Source organism: Agrobacterium vitis (assembly GCF_013337045.2).
Taxonomy (GTDB): domain Bacteria; phylum Pseudomonadota; class Alphaproteobacteria; order Rhizobiales; family Rhizobiaceae; genus Allorhizobium; species Allorhizobium vitis_B.
Window position 1 is genome coordinate 350,503 of sequence record NZ_CP118260.1, and the last position, 15,964, is coordinate 366,466.

Below are 15,964 nucleotides of genomic sequence, written 5' to 3' on the forward strand. Positions count from 1 at the left end.
AAATGCCTTAAAACCTATCCTTATTTTGTAAAAACCTATCCTTCGTCCGCATTGCTCTTGCCCGTCCTTCCGCGCCACCATGGCGCAAAGAGGGAATGGCGGGATGATTTTGCATGTTGTCGAACAGATCGCGAGGCGGGTTTTCTCCGTGGTCATGGTGCTGTTCGTGCTGTCTTTGATGATTTTTGCGCTGGCCCGCGTGGTGCCCGGTGATCCGGCCCGCATGGCGCTTGGGCCGTCCGCATCGCAGGAGCAGGTCACGGCGCTGAGCCGCGAAATGGGCCTCGATCAGCCGGTCATTGTGCAATATGGCCGGTATATCGCCAACGCCCTGCAAGGCGATCTTGGCCAATCGCTGTCGTCGCATCGTCCGGTCATTCATGATGTTGTCGAATTTCTTCCCGCCACGCTGGAGCTTGTGGTGGTTACGGTCATTCTGGATCTGCTGATTGCCATTCCGCTAGGCGTCATTACGGCACGCCATCGCAACACCTGGATCGATAATCTCGGACGGCTGTTTTCCATGGTTGGCGTCACGGTGCCGTCCTTTCTGTTTGCTATTGGCCTGCAATTGTTTGCGGCGAATTTTCTGCCGGGTTGGCCTTTGTTGGGGCAGGTGAATTTCGATCTTCACGCCCCCGCCGGGCCAACCGGCTTTCTGCTGGTGGATAGCCTGCTCCATGGCCGGTTTGATGTGTTCACCGATGCCCTTCAGCATCTGCTCTTTCCTGGACTGGCGCTGGCCATGGCCGGTATTGGCCAGATCACCCGCATCATGCGCTCGGCAATGATTGAAAATCAGCGCAAGGACCATGTGTTGACGTTGCTGAGTTTTGGCGTGCCGGATTATGTCGTGACCTTTCGCTACCTGCTCAAGCTGTCGTCTGTTGCGCCGCTGACCATCATGGGGCTGGAATTTGCCTCGCTGATTGGCAATGCCTTTGTGGTGGAAATGGTGTTTGGCTGGGGCGGTTTTGCTTCCTATGGTCTCAATGCCATTTTGCAAAAAGACCTGAACGCTCTAATGGCTGTGGTGCTGATTTCCGGCCTGTTTTTCATCCTCGCCAATCTTGTCATCGATCTCACTGTCAGCCTGATTGATCCGCGCCTGCGTTTTCGGGGAGGCCAATGATGGGCCCCAATTCTATGATGAACAAGCGCGACCTCTCAGCCGGTTACATGAACTGGTATCGATTTTCCCGCAATCCTGCTGCTTTGATCGGTGCGTTGATTGTGATTTCGGTCGTGGTCATGGCGATCCTTGCACCGCTGATCACGCCCTTTCCAAGCCATATCGGCTCCATTGTCGATTTTCGCCATCGGCACAATCCGCCGAACCTCATCAACTGGTTTGGAACCGACAAGGTGGGCCGCGATCTGTTCACCCGCACCATTTTTGGCTTTCGCGTCTCGCTGCTGCTGGTGTTTGGCGTGTTGGGGATTTCGGTGCCTGTTGGTGCGGTGCTGGGCCTGTGTGCCGGTTATTTCGGCGGCTGGACAGAGCGGCTGATCACCGGGTTTACCAATATCATGCTGGCTATTCCGCCACTGGTGATGGCGCTGGCGATTGGCAATGTGCTGGAGCCAAACCTGATCAATGCGATGATTGCGATTACGCTTTTGTGGTGGACATGGCATGCGCGGCTTGTCTACCGCGTCACAGTCTCGATTGCCGGTGAAGATTTTATCGAGGCGGCACGTCTCGCCGGTGCCGGGCCTATCCATATCCTGTTTCGGGAAATCCTGCCCAATTGCATTGCGGTGATTTCGGTGAAGACCACGCTGGATGCGGCCTTTGTCATCCTGTTTGGCGCAACCTTGTCCTTCCTCGGTTTTGGCGTGAAGCCGCCAACGCCGGACCTTGGCTCGATGGTGGCCGATGGGCGTCAGTTTCTGCCAGAAAAATGGTGGGAAGTGCTGGCTCCTGGTGGTGCGATTTTTTACGCCACTCTCGGCTTTAACCTGCTGGGCGATGGCCTGCGCGACATGTTTGATGTGGAGGCGTGACCATGGCTGATCCCTTGCTGAGTGTGCAGGATTTGACGGTTGCCTTCTCCGGCTATGGTCGGGTGAACCGGGTGTTGCACGACATCTCCTTCACCATCGATGCCGGAGAGCGGGTCGCCCTAATTGGCGAAACCGGATCGGGTAAATCCGTCACGTCAAAGGCCATTCTCGGCACGTTGCCAAACAATGCCAAGGTGGAGGCGGGCGCAATTGCCTATCGCGGACGGCAATTGTTGAGCCTGCCATCAGGTGAACGCAACAAGCTGAAAGGCACAGCCTTTTCCATCATCATGCAGGACCCGCTGTCCTCCTTCAACCCGGTGTTTCGCATTGGTCGGCATCTGGAAGATGTGATGCATTATGCTGATCGCAATCAAGGCATCTATGACACGCCGAAGGGGCGCAAGCAGCGGATTTTCGAGGTGTTGCGCAAGGTGCAACTGGGCGATGTTGAGCGGGTGTTCAACGCCTGGCCGTTCGAGCTGTCAGGCGGTATGCGCCAAAGGGTGTTGATTGCGCTGGCGCTTTTGCATCAGCCCGATCTGTTGATTGCCGACGAGCCGGGCACGGCACTGGATGTGACCACGCAGGATGAAATCTTGCGGCTGATCAATCGGCTGGTGTCGGAAGAAGGCCTGTCACTGCTGATGATCACCCACAATCTCGGCGTGGTGCGCCAGACGGCGGACCGGGTGATTGTGATGCAGCATGGCCGCATTGTCGAACAGGGACCGTTGAAAGCCGTATTTCAGGCCCCACAACAGGCCTATACCCGCGAGCTGATGGCGGCGGTGCCGCCGCTCTATGGCGAGGGTGTGGTTGATCAGCCGGTCAGTGACAAAGCTCCGATCATCACTCTGAGTAATGTGCGCAAACTCTATGCCAAGCGGGCGCTGTTTGGCGCAAAACGCGGCCATCTGGCCGTCAACAACATCAATCTTCACGTCAATGAGGGCGAAATCTTTGGCCTTGCCGGAGAAAGCGGCTCTGGCAAAACCACGCTGGCGCGGATGATGATGAACCTATTGCAGCCCAGCGGTGGCGAGATTGTTGTGCGCGGAACGCCCAGAGCGGGCGCTTTGCGCCTCAGCCAGATTGTCTACCAAAATCCCGGCACATCGCTGAACCCCAAACGCACGGTGGCGCAGATTTTGGCTGTTCCCTTGGCCCATGTTGGTCTCGATAAGGAGCAACGTAAATCACGCATGGTCGAGCTTCTGGACCTCGTGCGCCTGCCCGCCAATTTCGTCTCAAAATATCCGCATGAACTTTCCGGCGGGCAAAAGCAGCGGGTGGCGATTGCGCGCGCCTTGGCGGCCAATCCGCAGATCATCATTCTGGATGAGCCAACATCGGCGCTGGATGTCTCGGTGCAGAAAACCGTGATTGAGCTGCTGTTGGACCTGCGCGCAAAGCTCGGTCTGACCTATGTGATTATCTCTCATGATCTGTCTTTGATGCGCAATTTCTGCTCGCGCATTGTCATCATGTACAAGGGCGAAATCGTCGAGCAAGGCACGCCTGCCGAGGTATTCGCACAGGCCCACCACCCCTACACCCGCGCCCTCATTGCTGCCATTCCGGTTCTGACCGATGCGCAAGAGGCGTTGAAACCCACCATTAGTGAAGAGGAACGAGGCCGCTTTCTGGTGCAAAGCACCGGACATTGACCCGTTGTTGAAAGGAAAACATACGTGTACCGATTGGGAATAGATGTGGGCGGCACCAATACGGATGCTGTGGTCATGCAAGGCGGCAAGGTTCTGTCCGGGATCAAGGCTCCAACGTCGGAGGATGTCACCACTGGCGTGGTTGAGGCCATGGAAGGGGCGATCAAAGCCGCAGGCATTGACCGCAGCCTCGTGACCAACGTGATGATCGGCACTACCCATTTCACCAATGCGGTGATTGAGCGCAAGCATATGACGCAGGTGGCCGCCATCCGCCTCGGCCTGCCCGCCACCGCCTGCTTGCCGCCAGCCATCGACTGGCCGGAAGACCTGAAACCCGTGGTTGGCAAGCACGGCTATATGGTGCGCGGCGGTTATGAATTTGATGGCCGCGAAATTTCGCCACTGGATGAAGATGAGATCAAGCGCATTGCCGGTGAAATCCGCGCCAACAATCTCAAGGCCGCAGCCGTCACGTGTGTATTCGGCCCGATCAATGCGGCGATGGAGCAGCGGACCAAGGCAATTTTGCAGGAGCATTGCCCCGGCTTGCCGGTGGTGATGTCCACCGATATTGGCCGTATCGGGTTGCTGGAGCGCGAAAGTGCGGCGATCATGAACGCCAGCCTGTTGGAACTGGCCTATAAAACCGTGCGGGCCTTTGGCGAAGCGCTCAAAAGTGCTGGTCTCACTTGCCCCTTCCACATCACCCAAAACGACGGCACGCTGATGGCGGCAGAGACGGTGAAGGATTTCCCGGTTCTGACCTTTGCCTCCGGCCCCACCAATTCCATGCGCGGTGCGGCCTTCCTCACCGGCGTGCAGGAAGCGATTGTGGTCGATATTGGCGGCACGACCTCGGACGTTGGGGCGCTGCATCTGGGCTTTCCACGTCAGGCAGCCACGGTGGTGGATGTTGGCGGCGTGCGCACCAATTTCCGTATGCCAGATGTGTTTTCCATCGGTCTGGGCGGCGGTTCGCTGGTGCGTGGGGACGCGGAAACAGTTACCGTTGGGCCACAATCGGTGGGCTATCGTATCACCTCTGAAGCTAAAGTGTTTGGCGGCGCAACGCTGACGGCTACCGATATTGCCGTGGCCGCTGGCCATGCCGATGTGGGCGATAAGAGCAAGGTGGCCGATGTCTCCCCAGAGCTTGCCAAGGCAGCGCTTGCGCGCATCCACCAGATGCTGGAAAATGCCATTGAGCGCAGCCGGGTTTCTCCAGAGCCTATTCCGGTCATCGCCGTTGGTGGCGGCTCTATCCTGATGCCGGATAAGTTGGGTGATTTTCAGATTATCCGGCCCGAAAACTTCTCGGTTGCCAATGCCGTTGGTGCTGCCATTGCCCAGATTTCTGGCGAAGTAGACCGGGTCTTTGCCCTTGAAAATGGCCTGACCCGCGAGCTGTGCCTGAAGCAGGCCGAAGAGGAAGCCACGAAAAACGCCGTTGCTGCCGGGGCTGATCCAACCACCATTCAGGTGATTGAGCGTGAAGATGTGCCTCTGGCCTATCTGCCCGGCAATGCCACCCGCATCCACGTGAAGGTCGTGGGTGAGATGGGAGGGCAGCTATGAGCGCGATTATCTCCCAAAAGGATTATTTTGATCCGAAAGATCTCTGGATTCTCGATCACGATGATCTCCTGTCGCTGGAAATCGGCGCGGGCATTCTGGGGACCGGCGGCGGTGGCAATCCCTATATTGGCAAGCTGCGCGCCCGACAATTGCTGGATGAGGGCTATACGCTTTCCGTTCTGCCGCACCAGAAAATCCACGATGATGCGCTTTGCGTTTCCGTGGGCGGTATCGGTGCGCCGGTGGTTGGCATTGAGCGTTTGCGGGAGGGCCGGGAAGGCTTGCGGTGCATTCGGGCGTTGGAAGCGCATCTGGACCTATCCATCGATGCCATTGTCTGCGAGGAAATCGGTGGCTCCAATGCTATGGAGCCGCTGGTCGTGGCCGCTTTGACGGGCCTGCCGGTGATCGATTGTGATGGCATGGGCCGTGCCTTCCCGGAAATGCAGATGACCACGTTTTCCATCTACGGGCATAGCTCTACGCCATCGGCCATGTGCGATGTGCATGGCAATGTCGTGCTGTTTCAGCATGCGGTGTCGGAGCTTTGGCACGAGCGCATGGCGCGGGCCTGCGTGGTAGCGCAGGGCGGAGCATCGACCCTGGCCTCGGCACCCATGACCGGGGCTTTTGTCAAGCAATTCGGCATTCCCAATTCCTACACGCAAGCCGTCAGCCTCGGGCAGGCAGTTAGGCTTGCGCAGAAAAACCACGATGACCCGATTGAAGCGATCTGCAAAAAGGAGAATGGCAAAAAGCTGTTCACCGGCAAGATCAACGATTTGAAGCGTCACTTGCGCGGCGGTTTTGTGCGCGGCGAAGTTCAGCTTTCCGGCATTGATGCCCACCACGGCGAAACCGGCTCGGTGCTGATCCAGAATGAAAATCTGGTGTTCTTCCACGATGGTGAGATGGAATGCTGCGTGCCAGACCTGATTCTGGTGCTGGATGTCGATAGCGGCGAAGCCATCACCACCGAAATGCTCCGCTATGGCCAGCGCGTCGCCATCGTTGCCTTGCCGTGCCATGGGTTGTTGCGCTCACGCGAAGCGCTGGACGTGGTTGGCCCCAAGGCCTTCGGGCTGGATGGCATTGTCTATACCCCGATGAAGGGATCGTGATCATGTCCTATCAGGTGCAAGAACATGATCTGGAGGCCATTGCCCTTGGCGGTGCCTATCTCGGCACGGGCGGCGGCGGTGATCCCTATATTGGCAAGTTGATGGCGCAAGCGGCCCTTCGCGAGCATGGGCCAGTCACAGTGGTTGCCGCAGACGAAGTGGATGACGACACGCTGTGCATTTCCGTCTTTATGATGGGTGCGCCCACAGTGATGCTGGAAAAACTGCCATCTGGTGCGGAAGTGTTGAAAGCCCTGCATGAGCTGGAGCAGTTTTTGGGCCGCAAGGCCGGAGCCATCCTCTGCGTTGAGGCAGGCGGGCTGAACTCCACCATTCCCTATATGGTGGCGGCTGTGACTGGTCTGCCTTTGGTGGATGGCGATGGCATGGGCCGCGCTTTTCCGGAATTACAGATGGTGAGTTTCACCCTGCATGGGATCTCGGCAAGCCCACTGGTTCTGGCCGATGACAAGGGCAATTCCTCACTGTTCTCAGCCGTTTCCAATCTGTGGACCGAGAAAATGGCCCGCGCCGTGACCATTCAAATGGGCGGTGCCGCCCTTGTTGCGGCCTATGCCATGAGTGGAAAGCAGATGAAACAGGCGCTTTTGCACGGCACGATGTCGCAAATCCGTACCATTGGCGAGACCATTTTGCATGAGCGTGCCCGCTCCCGCCATGCCGGGCAGGCTTTGCGCGAAAAGCTTGGCGGCACCCATCTTTTCACCGGTCGCGTGGTGGATGTGGAGCGCGCCACAACGGGTGGCTTTGCCCGTGGCAAGCTGATTTTGCGCGGTGTGGACCGCTTTGCAGGCCAACGTTTTGCCGTGCATTTCCAGAACGAGTTTCTGCTGGCCGAGGGCGAAAATGGTGAAACCGTCTGGGCCACGCCGGACCTGATTTGTGCCCTTGATGCCGATATGGGCCTGCCTGTCACCACCGAACAGATGCGCTACGGCTTGATGGTAGAATTCACCGGCATCCCCGCCGATCCGCAATGGCATACGCCAGAAGGCTTGGCGCTCGCGGGGCCGGGCTATTTTGGCTACGGCGACAGCGCAAAGCCACTCTCTGCATGATTTTTTAAAATACAGCGAACTGTCAAAAAAAGGGGAATGAGATGAACGCAACACAGATTTTTAAGCACCTTGCGGTGGTTTTGGCGATGGGAACCGCCATTGTCGCGCCACAAGTGGCCGTGGCAAAAACCTCCACCGTGATGAATGTAACGCAGGTGTTTGGCACCATCGATCCGGCCAAGATCACCGATTACACTCAATATCTCGCCGCCGTGAACCTTTACGATGGCCTGACCACCGTGGACAGCACCGGCAAGATCATCCCCGAGCTGGCCGAAAGCTGGGATGTGTCCAGCGATAACCTGACCTACACCTTCCATCTGCGCAAGGACGCAAGTTTTCAGGATGGCTCACCGGTTGAGGCCAAGGATGTCGTCTATACTGTCCAGCGCCTGCTGGCGATCAACAAGGGGCCGGCCTATCTGTTTGCGTCGCTGATCAACCCCGACAATGTGAAGGCGGTGGATGCCCACACCGTCTCCATCACGCTGAACAAGGTCTATGCGCCGTTCCTGACCACCACCCCGCTGCTGCTTGTCATCAACGAGGATGCCGTCAAAGCGGCATCCAAGCAGCCTTGGGGCGAGGATGTTGTCGGCGAAAAATCCATGGGCGCAGGCGCTTATGTCCTGTCCAGCTGGCAGCGCGGCTCGGAAATGGTCATCAGCCGTTATGAGAAATATTACGCGGGCTGGCCAACAAACCCGATTGATGAAGTGCGCTTCGTGCAGACCAATGATGAGGCAACCGTCAAGGCGCTGGCCACATCAGGCCTATTGGGAATCTCTTCCACAACGCAGGCCAATGAAACGTATGACGCGCTGGCCAAAACCGACGGCTATGTGGTGCAGACCACGCCGACAGCGACAGGTTTTTATCTGAAGCTCAACACCAAGGCCGCGCCGACAGACGATGTGCATGTGCGCCGCGCCTTGCAATATGCCACCGATTACAAGACGATCCAGACCCAGATTATGACCGGTGACACGCTGGCCGGGCCAATGGCACCGGTGTTTAAGGAAGCCTATCTTGACAATCTGAAAGCACCCGAATTCGACCTTGAAAAGGCCAAGGCCGAGCTTGCTCAGTCCAAATATGCTGGCAAACCCATCAAGCTGACGATGACCTATGTCGCGGGCCTGTCGTTTGAGGAGGATATTGCGCTTCTGATGCAGTCCAATTTACAGCAGATCGGTGTGGATGTGGACATCAAGCCCGAACCCTGGAACCGCATCACCGAATTGGCCGCCAAGCCGGAGACCACGCCTTCGGCAACGCAAGTGTTCTATGGCCCAACCTATCCTTCGCCGGACAGCGTATTCTACGTGCAATATCACTCCAAATCGGCGGGAACATGGGCCTCGATGGAATGGTTGCAGGATGCCGAGGTCGATAAATTGATCGATGATGCCCGCTCCACCACCGATAGTGCCAAGCAGAATGCGCTTTACAAACAGATCCAGCAGGTCATTTCCGACAAGGCGCCAGATGTGAATTTGCTAACGAAAGTGCAGCGTGTCGCCTTTAGCAAATGCATCTCCGGCTACAAATTTGTGCCGATGCAAAGCTGGGATTACAATTTCCACAATCTGACATGGACCTGCCCGGCCAAGTAATCCGGGGTCTGTTTGCGACTATTTCAACTCTGGAAAATCTGGCTGTTCTGCCAAAAGATTTTCCAGGGTTGGTGTTTTTATCTCAACCTCACAATCGACCGGTGACCTGATCAATCAGCCCCATCTGGTGGCGTTGCCGTCTTCAATGCCTTGAACAGAAAGCGCGTTTCCAACAGATTGACGATACGCAAAACCGTTTCCACCGTATCGATCGGTTTGACGAGGAAATCCTTTGCGCCCAGCGACAGGGCGCGGCGGCGTGTTTCTGTTGTCACATCGGCTGTCAGCACGAGGATGGGGACAAAATCATCCGGTCCGATCAGCCGTGTGAACCTGTCGAGCAAGGCAAAACCATCCAGATGCGGCATCAGAAGATCGAGCAGGATAATATCGGCTTTATGCTTTGTAAAAAGAGCGGTGGCCTCGCGCGGGTCCGTGGTCGATGCAATCCTGTCGAAACGCTCGCGCCGCAAAAGCCTTTCCAATAGGGCAATATTGGCGGGTTCGTCATCAATGATCAGTATCTGCGCCTCTGAGGCGAGGTCGAAGGGAAATTTCACGTCAGAGCCTCATCCAGGGTTTTCATCAAGCGGCGCACGTCCAGCGGTTTGGTCAGGTACTGTGTCGCGCCTTTTTCCATCGCCAGCATGCGTGTTTTTTCCGTGGCATCGGCGCTTATCACAACGACCGGGGTGGTTTGCGTCCGAGGATCGGCGCGCAAGGCGGCAAGCACCGATAGTCCATTCATGTCGGGCAGATCAACATCCAGCAAAATAAGGTCGGGGTGGTGCTCGAAGGCAAGCGTCAACCCAAGGCCGCCCAACATGGCCGGAATGATCCTGGTTTTTAAACGGCGGCGCACGAGGTTCTCAATCAGGTTGAGATTGACAAGGTTGTCCTCAATGCAAAGGACCGTGGCTTTGCCGGTCGATCCGCTTGGGGCTGCCCGTTTCTCATCTGTTTTAACGCTCTCTGTGAAGGCGTCAGGGGCTTGCGACACGGGAATATGGATGGAGAATACCGAGCCGGTCGCGCCACTCTCGGTCAAGAAAAGATCGCCATCCATGGCCCGCATCAGATTGAGCGACAGAGCAAGGCCAAGGCCTGTGCCGGTCGTGGCGTTTCGGTCGGTGCCAAGCCGCTCGAACGGCTTGAACAGCCGGTCTCTATCCACATCAGCAATTCCGCAGCCCGTGTCGGTGATATCGACTGCGATGATGTTTTCTGCCAAGCAATGAGCGGACAACCGGATATCACCACCATCCCTGTTGAATTTCACCGCATTTGAAAGCAGGTTCAGCAGCACCTGCAAAAACCGGCGACGATCAACCGCAACAATGGCTTGGCCCGCTGCCTCCATCTCGACGCTGATCGTCAATTGCTTCGGTTCGGCCAAGGGAGCCGCCAGGGCAATGGCTTCAGTTACGATATCGTCCAATCCGACCGGCTCGATCAACAGTTCCATGCGGCCCGCTTCGATCCGGGCAATATCGAGAACTTCATCGATCAGGCTGAGCAGATGCCGCCCGGCTCTGAGGATTTGCGCCAGACTTTCGCGCATCTCCCGATCTTCGATGTCCATGTCGAGGATCTGCGCAAAGCCCAGAACGGAATTTAGGGGCGTGCGCAATTCATGGCTCATGCGCGAGAGAAACTCGCTCTTGGCCTGGCTGGCCCGTTCGGCGTCGCGCCGTGCTGTCAGCAGGGCTTCTTCGGTTCGTTTGCGATCCGTCACGTCGCGGGTAATCTTGGAAAAGCCCCGCAATTGTCCTTGTTTATCGCGCAGGGCTGTCATCACCACATTGGCCCAGAAGCGGCGGCCATCCTTGCGCAGCCGCCATCCCTCGTCTTCGACACGGCCAAAAGCGGCGGCCTGCGCCATTTCCTGAAGTGGCAGTGTTTCTCGATGCTCGAGAGGATAGAAGCGAGAAAAGTGCTGGCCGATGATGTCGTCGGCGCGGTACCCCTTGATACGCTCTGCACCCGCATTCCAGCTCACCACATTGCCGTCGGTATCCAGCCCAAAAATACCGTAGTCGTGGACACCATCGACAAGCAGTCGGAAGCGTTCCTCGCTTTCCCGCAAGGCCTCCTCGCGCGCTGTCAGCAGGCGACTTGCTTCTTCGAGCGCGCTCGACAATTCACCGATTTCGTCTGTTGCATGTTCTGACAGCCTCAGGCTTTGGCCCTGGGCGAGGCGGCTGGCGGCCAGTTTCAGCCGGTCGACCCGCCGAACGATACCTTTCGACATTAGGACGATGGCGCCGATGCATCCGATAACGCCAGCGATGGCGCCCGACAGGGTAATTCTTTGCGACAGCGCCCGGATTTCATCGGCCTTGGCCGTTCGTTGCGCCAGAAGCGCGTCCTCCCTCAGCCGCATCTCGGCGATCTGCAGGCGCAGCTCGTCCAGGAAGGCCTTGTTGGCAATCAATGTCTGCCGCAAAGCTTCCGGAATCTGGTTATTCGAAACCGAACCTTGCATCAGCGAGGCAAGGCCCTTCAGCTTTTTATCGACCAGTGGTTCCATCCGGTTTAGCCGCTCAAGCTGTTCCGCATCGATGATCAGTGGCCGATCGCGGCAAACACCGCCGGTAACTCCGTCACGGCTTTGTTGTAGGGGGCGAGGAACGTTTCGTCGCGGGTGAGAAGATATCCCCGCACACCGGAGGCTCCTTCGGCCAGCAAAGCGTGTAGCTCCAGAATATTCTGCTGAATGGCGAAGGTGACGCGCACGTAATTTTCGGCCTTTCGGCTTTCACGATCAGCGAGGAAGACCGAGCCGAGGGCAATGAGAAGACAGGCCAGGGGCAGGGCAATCACGATCAGGCCTTTGACGGCCAAAGGCTGGTTGAGAAAGCGAAAGCGACTGTGGGCGGACACCATGGTCTTTGCCGGGATATCCGTCATCATGCCTCTCCCGCAACCAATCCGGCCTGCGCTGCCAGCACGGCGGCCTGGGTTCGATCGCCCACCCGCAATTTCGCAATGATGCGCTCGACATGAACCTTGACCGTGCCCGGAGCGATGGACAGTCTGCGGGCGATTTCCTTGTTGGTCGCGCCCCGTGCCACTTCCTGCAAAATTTCCCGCTCACGGGTGGTCAGCTGTGAAATGGCATCCTCGGCTGGCGATGTGCGCGAGACGCGGGTCAGCATCCGCCGCACCAATCCAGTATCGAAAAATTCCTGGCCGTCGAGAACAGCCCGGATCATCCGCAGCAAAGTGTCACGCCGCACATCTTTCAGCGCGTAGCCACTGGCTCCGGCCTTAACGGCTGCTTCCAGATAGTCGAGGCTGTCATGCATCGTCAGCATCATGATCCGTGTCGAGGGAGATACGCGGCGGATTTCTGTCGCCGCCGCCAACCCGTCCATCGGTGTCATCCTGATATCGAGCAGGGCGATATCAGGCAAAAACTGTGCGGCAAGCGCGATTGCTTCCAGCCCATCTCGCGCTTCGGCCACGACCTCCAGGTCTGGCGCACCCGACAGGACCGAAATAATGCCGGATCGGGCCAGATCATGGTCGTCGGCAATCAGAATACGCGCTTTGGTCATCGGCTCTGGTCTTTTTCGGTCAGAGGAACGCGGGCGATCAGCCGCGTGCCTTGATTTGGGGCGCTGATGATATCCAGCGTGCCGTTGACAAGCGACAGCCTCTCTTGCATCGCCGACAGACCGATCCCGAAGCCACGGACGGGTTTGGTTTCGCCTTGCCCTGCGGAAAGGGGAAAACCGCAACCATCGTCGCTCGCCTCAAGGACGACATGCCCGGCATCAATCCGCAATTGCACATGCAGATTTTGGCAGCCCGCATGTTTGCGGGCATTGGTGATCGCTTCCTGCGCCACACGATAAAGGACGATCTCAATGGCTTGAGGCAGACGGCCATCCGGCAACCGGTTGTCCAGCCGACAGGCAATCTCATCGACGGTGTCCAGCTTTGCACTGATGGCGGCTGGCAAGCCAAGGTCATCGAGCTCGGCGGGCCGCAAGTCGGCAATCGCATGGCGGATATCCTGGATCGCCATGCGGGCAATCTCGCTGCATTGATCGACCTTTCTTGCGAGTGCTGTTGTCAAGCCCGGATCTGCTTCCAATGCCTGCAAGTGATGCAGCAGACTGACAAGGGTCTGGGCCACGCCATCATGAAGGTCATAGGCAATATGGCTGCGCTCTCGTTCCTGTGTGGAGAGAATGGCGGCCACCAATTGCGCGAGCTGCTTTTCTCGCTCGGCAAGCGTCAGGAGCAGGGCTTCCCGCTCCTGTTCTCGGTCATCGGCAAAAACGGCTGCGGCAAGAAGGTCGGCGACGATCTGAAGACTGGTTTTATCTTCTTCACCCATCCTTGCGATCGATCGATCCTCGAAGGTGATGACCGTTCTGCCATCCTTGCTTGCCATGGCGTTATCGGCAATCGTCTGGTGTTGCTCTGTTGGTGGGCGCAAATGAATTGTCGCGCCGCCGCAAAAGCTGGAGATTAATCCGGTGATATCAGTGATCGCGCGCGATAGCGGATAGTGATCAAGGCTGGCGCGTGTTTCCACAATGAGACGTAACCGGCTGGCCCTGGCTTCCGCCTCCCGGTAAAGTTTGCGCAACTCCTGAATGGGAGAGGCAAGGTGTTCCGGGTCCGTCGCCGTCATCATTCGTCATCATGCTCCTGTATCAAGGTGCGTTCAGCTATCCGAGGGGAGAGATAAGAAATCATGGGGCCATTTTACATAGGCCATTCGGCATATCCTTTCGACACCATGCGGCAGACGTAACAGCCCGTCTTGATGGCCACTTTTCTAAGCAACCGACCGGCGTTTGGCTTGGCTCGGGCTTGATAAAGGAGCACTTTCATGCAGAAAATTCTTTTGGCACTCGGTGTAACCGCCGGTCTTTCGGTATCGTCTTTTACCGCACCCGCGATGGCACAGGAATGCGCGCCGATGACAGAGGGACAGGTGGAAAAGCTGTTTGACCGTTGGAACGCATCCCTTGCGACGCTCGATCCGGAGAAAGTCGTCGAAAATTATGAGGGCAATGCGGTTTTGCTGGCGACCCTGTCAAACCAGCCGCGGCTGACGCAGGACGAGCGTCGCGCGTATTTTGTCGATTTTCTGAAAAAGAAGCCGCAGGGCGTGGTCAATAACCGGACGATCAAGCTGGGCTGCAACACGGCCATTGATACCGGCGTCTACACGTTCACCCTGGGGGATGGCACGAAGGTTCCGGCGCGTTATACCTTCACCTATGACTATGATGGTGGGAAATGGCTGATTTCCTCCCATCACTCTTCGGCAATGCCGGAACGCACGTCGTAAAGGAAAGCTATGAACATGTCGCCGCGCTCGGATGCGCGGCGACATGCAATGACATCCGTTTATGCTGCGGTTCTGGAACCGAGCGCGCCATAATAGGCGATATAGACGTAGCAGAAGATCGGCATCAGGAAGGCGAGGTGGATGCCGACCGTATCGGCAAGCCCACCCTGTACCAGTGGCAACAACGCGCCGCCGACAATGGCGAGGCAAAGAATGCCGGAACCCTGGCTGGTATGGCGACCGAGGCCCTTCAGCGCCAGGCTGAAAATGGTCGGGAACATGATCGAGTTGAAGAAGCCGATCGACAACACGCACCACATGGCGACATGGCCTGTTGTCAGCACGGTGACCAGCAGCAAAATACCGGCTGCGACCGCATTGAAGGCCAGAACCTTGCCGTCATCCATGTAGCGCATCACGGCAGAACCGATGAAACGCCCGATCATGGCACCGCCCCAGAAATAGGAGACGTAATGCGCAGCGGTCTGTTCCGGCAGGCCAGCAATGCTGGGCTCGGCCATGAAGTTCACCAGGAAACTGCCAATGCTGACTTCTGCGCCGACATAGAGAAAAATCCCGACCGCGCCGAGAACCAGATGGCGATAGCCCCAGGCGGAGCCGGAAATGTCGCTGGACTTGGCGTCTTCTTCGGCCTCGACAGCCGGCAGTTTCAGCGCTGCGAAAATGGCAGCGAGAACAAGGAAGGCGGCAGCCAGCATCAGATAAGGAAACTTGACCGCTGCGGCTTCCGCCATGCGCAGGGCGTCCATCTGCTCCGGTGTGGCATTTTCAACGGCAGCCGTTGCCGAAGACAGGATGAGGAAGGCGCCGAAAATCGGCGCGACGGTGGTGCCCAAGGAATTGAAAGCCTGGGTCAGCGTAAGACGGCTGGAAGCCGTTTCAGGGGCGCCCAGCACGGTAACATAGGGGTTTGCCGCAACCTGGAGAATGGTGACACCTGCCGCCAGCACGAACAGCGCGCCGAGAAACAGGCCATAGACCCGCATGCTTGCAGCGGGGATGAACAGGGCGCAGCCGATGGCAGCAACCAGAAGCCCCGTGACGATGCCCCATTTATAGCTGATGCGCTTGACCAGAGCCCCTGCGGGCAGAGACACGATGAAATAAGTGCCGAAGAAGCACAGCTGGATCAACATGGTCTGCGTGTAATTCAGCTGAAATACGTTTTTCAGATGTGGGATAAGAATATCGTTGAGGCAGGTGATGAAGCCCCAGAGGAAGAAAAGAGAGGTCAGCGCAATCAGCGGACCGGTGTAGGAGCGGCTGGCTCCTGCGCGCGCGGTTTGTGACGCGCCTGTTTGAATTCCTGCCATTTTCGGTTCTTTTTTCTTGATGCGGCGCAGCGGGAACACTGCGGCATGGATTAACGATCTGGCGGAGCGATGGCCGTGGCTGCGGCTCGAATACGCAAGTGCCGGCCCGCAACGCGGAGGAGAGCGTGATTGTTCCGCAAAAATGCCTGGCCGTGATTTCGGCGTGCTGGCTGCGGGCAACCGCGACTGACAACTGTCCGCTTGGGAGGACGGCCAGTTGTAAGCCCTGTTGGCTTATCGCTCCT

General features: G+C 57.4%; 14 protein-coding genes. 8 read left to right on the forward strand and 6 right to left on the reverse strand.

Annotated features, from left to right (window positions below; all coding sequences use genetic code 11):
- Positions 1–103 precede the first annotated feature (103 nt).
- Genes G6L01_RS19470 through G6L01_RS19500 form a run of 7 tightly spaced genes read left to right on the forward strand, consistent with a single transcriptional unit; the run spans position 104 to position 9,071 of the window.
- The gene (locus G6L01_RS19470) at positions 104–1,132 is read left to right on the forward strand and encodes an ABC transporter permease (protein WP_070165232.1); all 1,029 of its coding nucleotides are present in this window, start codon (positions 104–106) and stop codon (positions 1,130–1,132) included.
- Entirely contained in the window at positions 1,129–2,007 is an 879-nt protein-coding gene (locus G6L01_RS19475; RefSeq protein WP_139190105.1) for an ABC transporter permease, read from the forward strand. Before G6L01_RS19470 ends, G6L01_RS19475 begins: the two co-directional genes overlap by 4 nt.
- A gap of 2 nt (positions 2,008–2,009) precedes the next feature.
- Entirely contained in the window at positions 2,010–3,677 is a 1,668-nt protein-coding gene (locus G6L01_RS19480) for a dipeptide ABC transporter ATP-binding protein (RefSeq protein WP_070165235.1), read from the forward strand.
- A 24-nt stretch (positions 3,678–3,701) separates the two neighbouring features.
- A complete protein-coding gene (locus G6L01_RS19485; protein WP_070165236.1) occupies positions 3,702–5,255 on the forward strand; it encodes a hydantoinase/oxoprolinase N-terminal domain-containing protein in 1,554 nt (517 codons plus the stop codon).
- Positions 5,252–6,376, forward strand: a complete 1,125-nt coding sequence (locus G6L01_RS19490) for an S-methyl thiohydantoin desulfurase family protein (RefSeq protein WP_070165238.1) — start codon at positions 5,252–5,254, stop codon at positions 6,374–6,376. Before G6L01_RS19485 ends, G6L01_RS19490 begins: the two co-directional genes overlap by 4 nt.
- A gap of 2 nt (positions 6,377–6,378) precedes the next feature.
- Complete coding sequence (locus G6L01_RS19495) at positions 6,379–7,455, forward strand: S-methyl thiohydantoin desulfurase family protein (protein WP_070165239.1); 1,077 nt, start codon at positions 6,379–6,381, stop codon at positions 7,453–7,455.
- A 41-nt stretch (positions 7,456–7,496) separates the two neighbouring features.
- Complete coding sequence (locus G6L01_RS19500; RefSeq protein WP_070165241.1) at positions 7,497–9,071, forward strand: ABC transporter substrate-binding protein; 1,575 nt, start codon at positions 7,497–7,499, stop codon at positions 9,069–9,071.
- Positions 9,072–9,181: 110 nt separating this feature from the next.
- Here the strand turns inward: G6L01_RS19500 and G6L01_RS19505 are convergent, their stop codons facing one another.
- Genes G6L01_RS19505 through G6L01_RS19525 form a run of 5 tightly spaced genes read right to left on the reverse strand, consistent with a single transcriptional unit; the run spans position 9,182 to position 13,722 of the window.
- Entirely contained in the window at positions 9,182–9,631 is a 450-nt protein-coding gene (locus tag G6L01_RS19505) for a response regulator (RefSeq protein WP_070165243.1), read from the reverse strand.
- Positions 9,628–11,601 (reverse strand): hybrid sensor histidine kinase/response regulator, encoded by a 1,974-nt coding sequence (locus G6L01_RS19510; protein WP_234902131.1) that lies wholly within the window; start codon positions 11,599–11,601, stop codon positions 9,628–9,630. The genes G6L01_RS19505 and G6L01_RS19510 overlap by 4 nt, the downstream gene beginning before the upstream one ends.
- Positions 11,602–11,636: 35 nt before the next feature.
- Positions 11,637–11,984, reverse strand: a complete 348-nt coding sequence (locus tag G6L01_RS19515) for a CHASE3 domain-containing protein (RefSeq protein WP_345799433.1) — start codon at positions 11,982–11,984, stop codon at positions 11,637–11,639.
- Positions 11,981–12,631 (reverse strand): response regulator, encoded by a 651-nt coding sequence (locus tag G6L01_RS19520; protein WP_070165246.1) that lies wholly within the window; start codon positions 12,629–12,631, stop codon positions 11,981–11,983. The genes G6L01_RS19515 and G6L01_RS19520 overlap by 4 nt, the downstream gene beginning before the upstream one ends.
- Positions 12,628–13,722 carry a sensor histidine kinase gene (locus tag G6L01_RS19525; protein WP_081344083.1) on the reverse strand — a complete coding sequence of 365 codons (1,095 nt, stop codon included), beginning with the start codon at positions 13,720–13,722 and terminating at the stop codon, positions 12,628–12,630. The genes G6L01_RS19520 and G6L01_RS19525 overlap by 4 nt, the downstream gene beginning before the upstream one ends.
- Positions 13,723–13,920: 198 nt before the next feature.
- Between G6L01_RS19525 and G6L01_RS19530 the strand changes: the two genes are divergently transcribed.
- Positions 13,921–14,385, forward strand: coding sequence for an SgcJ/EcaC family oxidoreductase (locus G6L01_RS19530; protein ID WP_070165248.1), 465 nt, complete (start codon positions 13,921–13,923; stop codon positions 14,383–14,385).
- A gap of 59 nt (positions 14,386–14,444) precedes the next feature.
- On the opposite strand, the gene fucP is transcribed toward G6L01_RS19530, so the two are convergent.
- Positions 14,445–15,719 (reverse strand): L-fucose:H+ symporter permease, encoded by a 1,275-nt coding sequence (fucP, locus tag G6L01_RS19535; RefSeq protein ID WP_070165652.1) that lies wholly within the window; start codon positions 15,717–15,719, stop codon positions 14,445–14,447.
- Between the last annotated feature and the right edge of the window lie 245 nt (positions 15,720–15,964).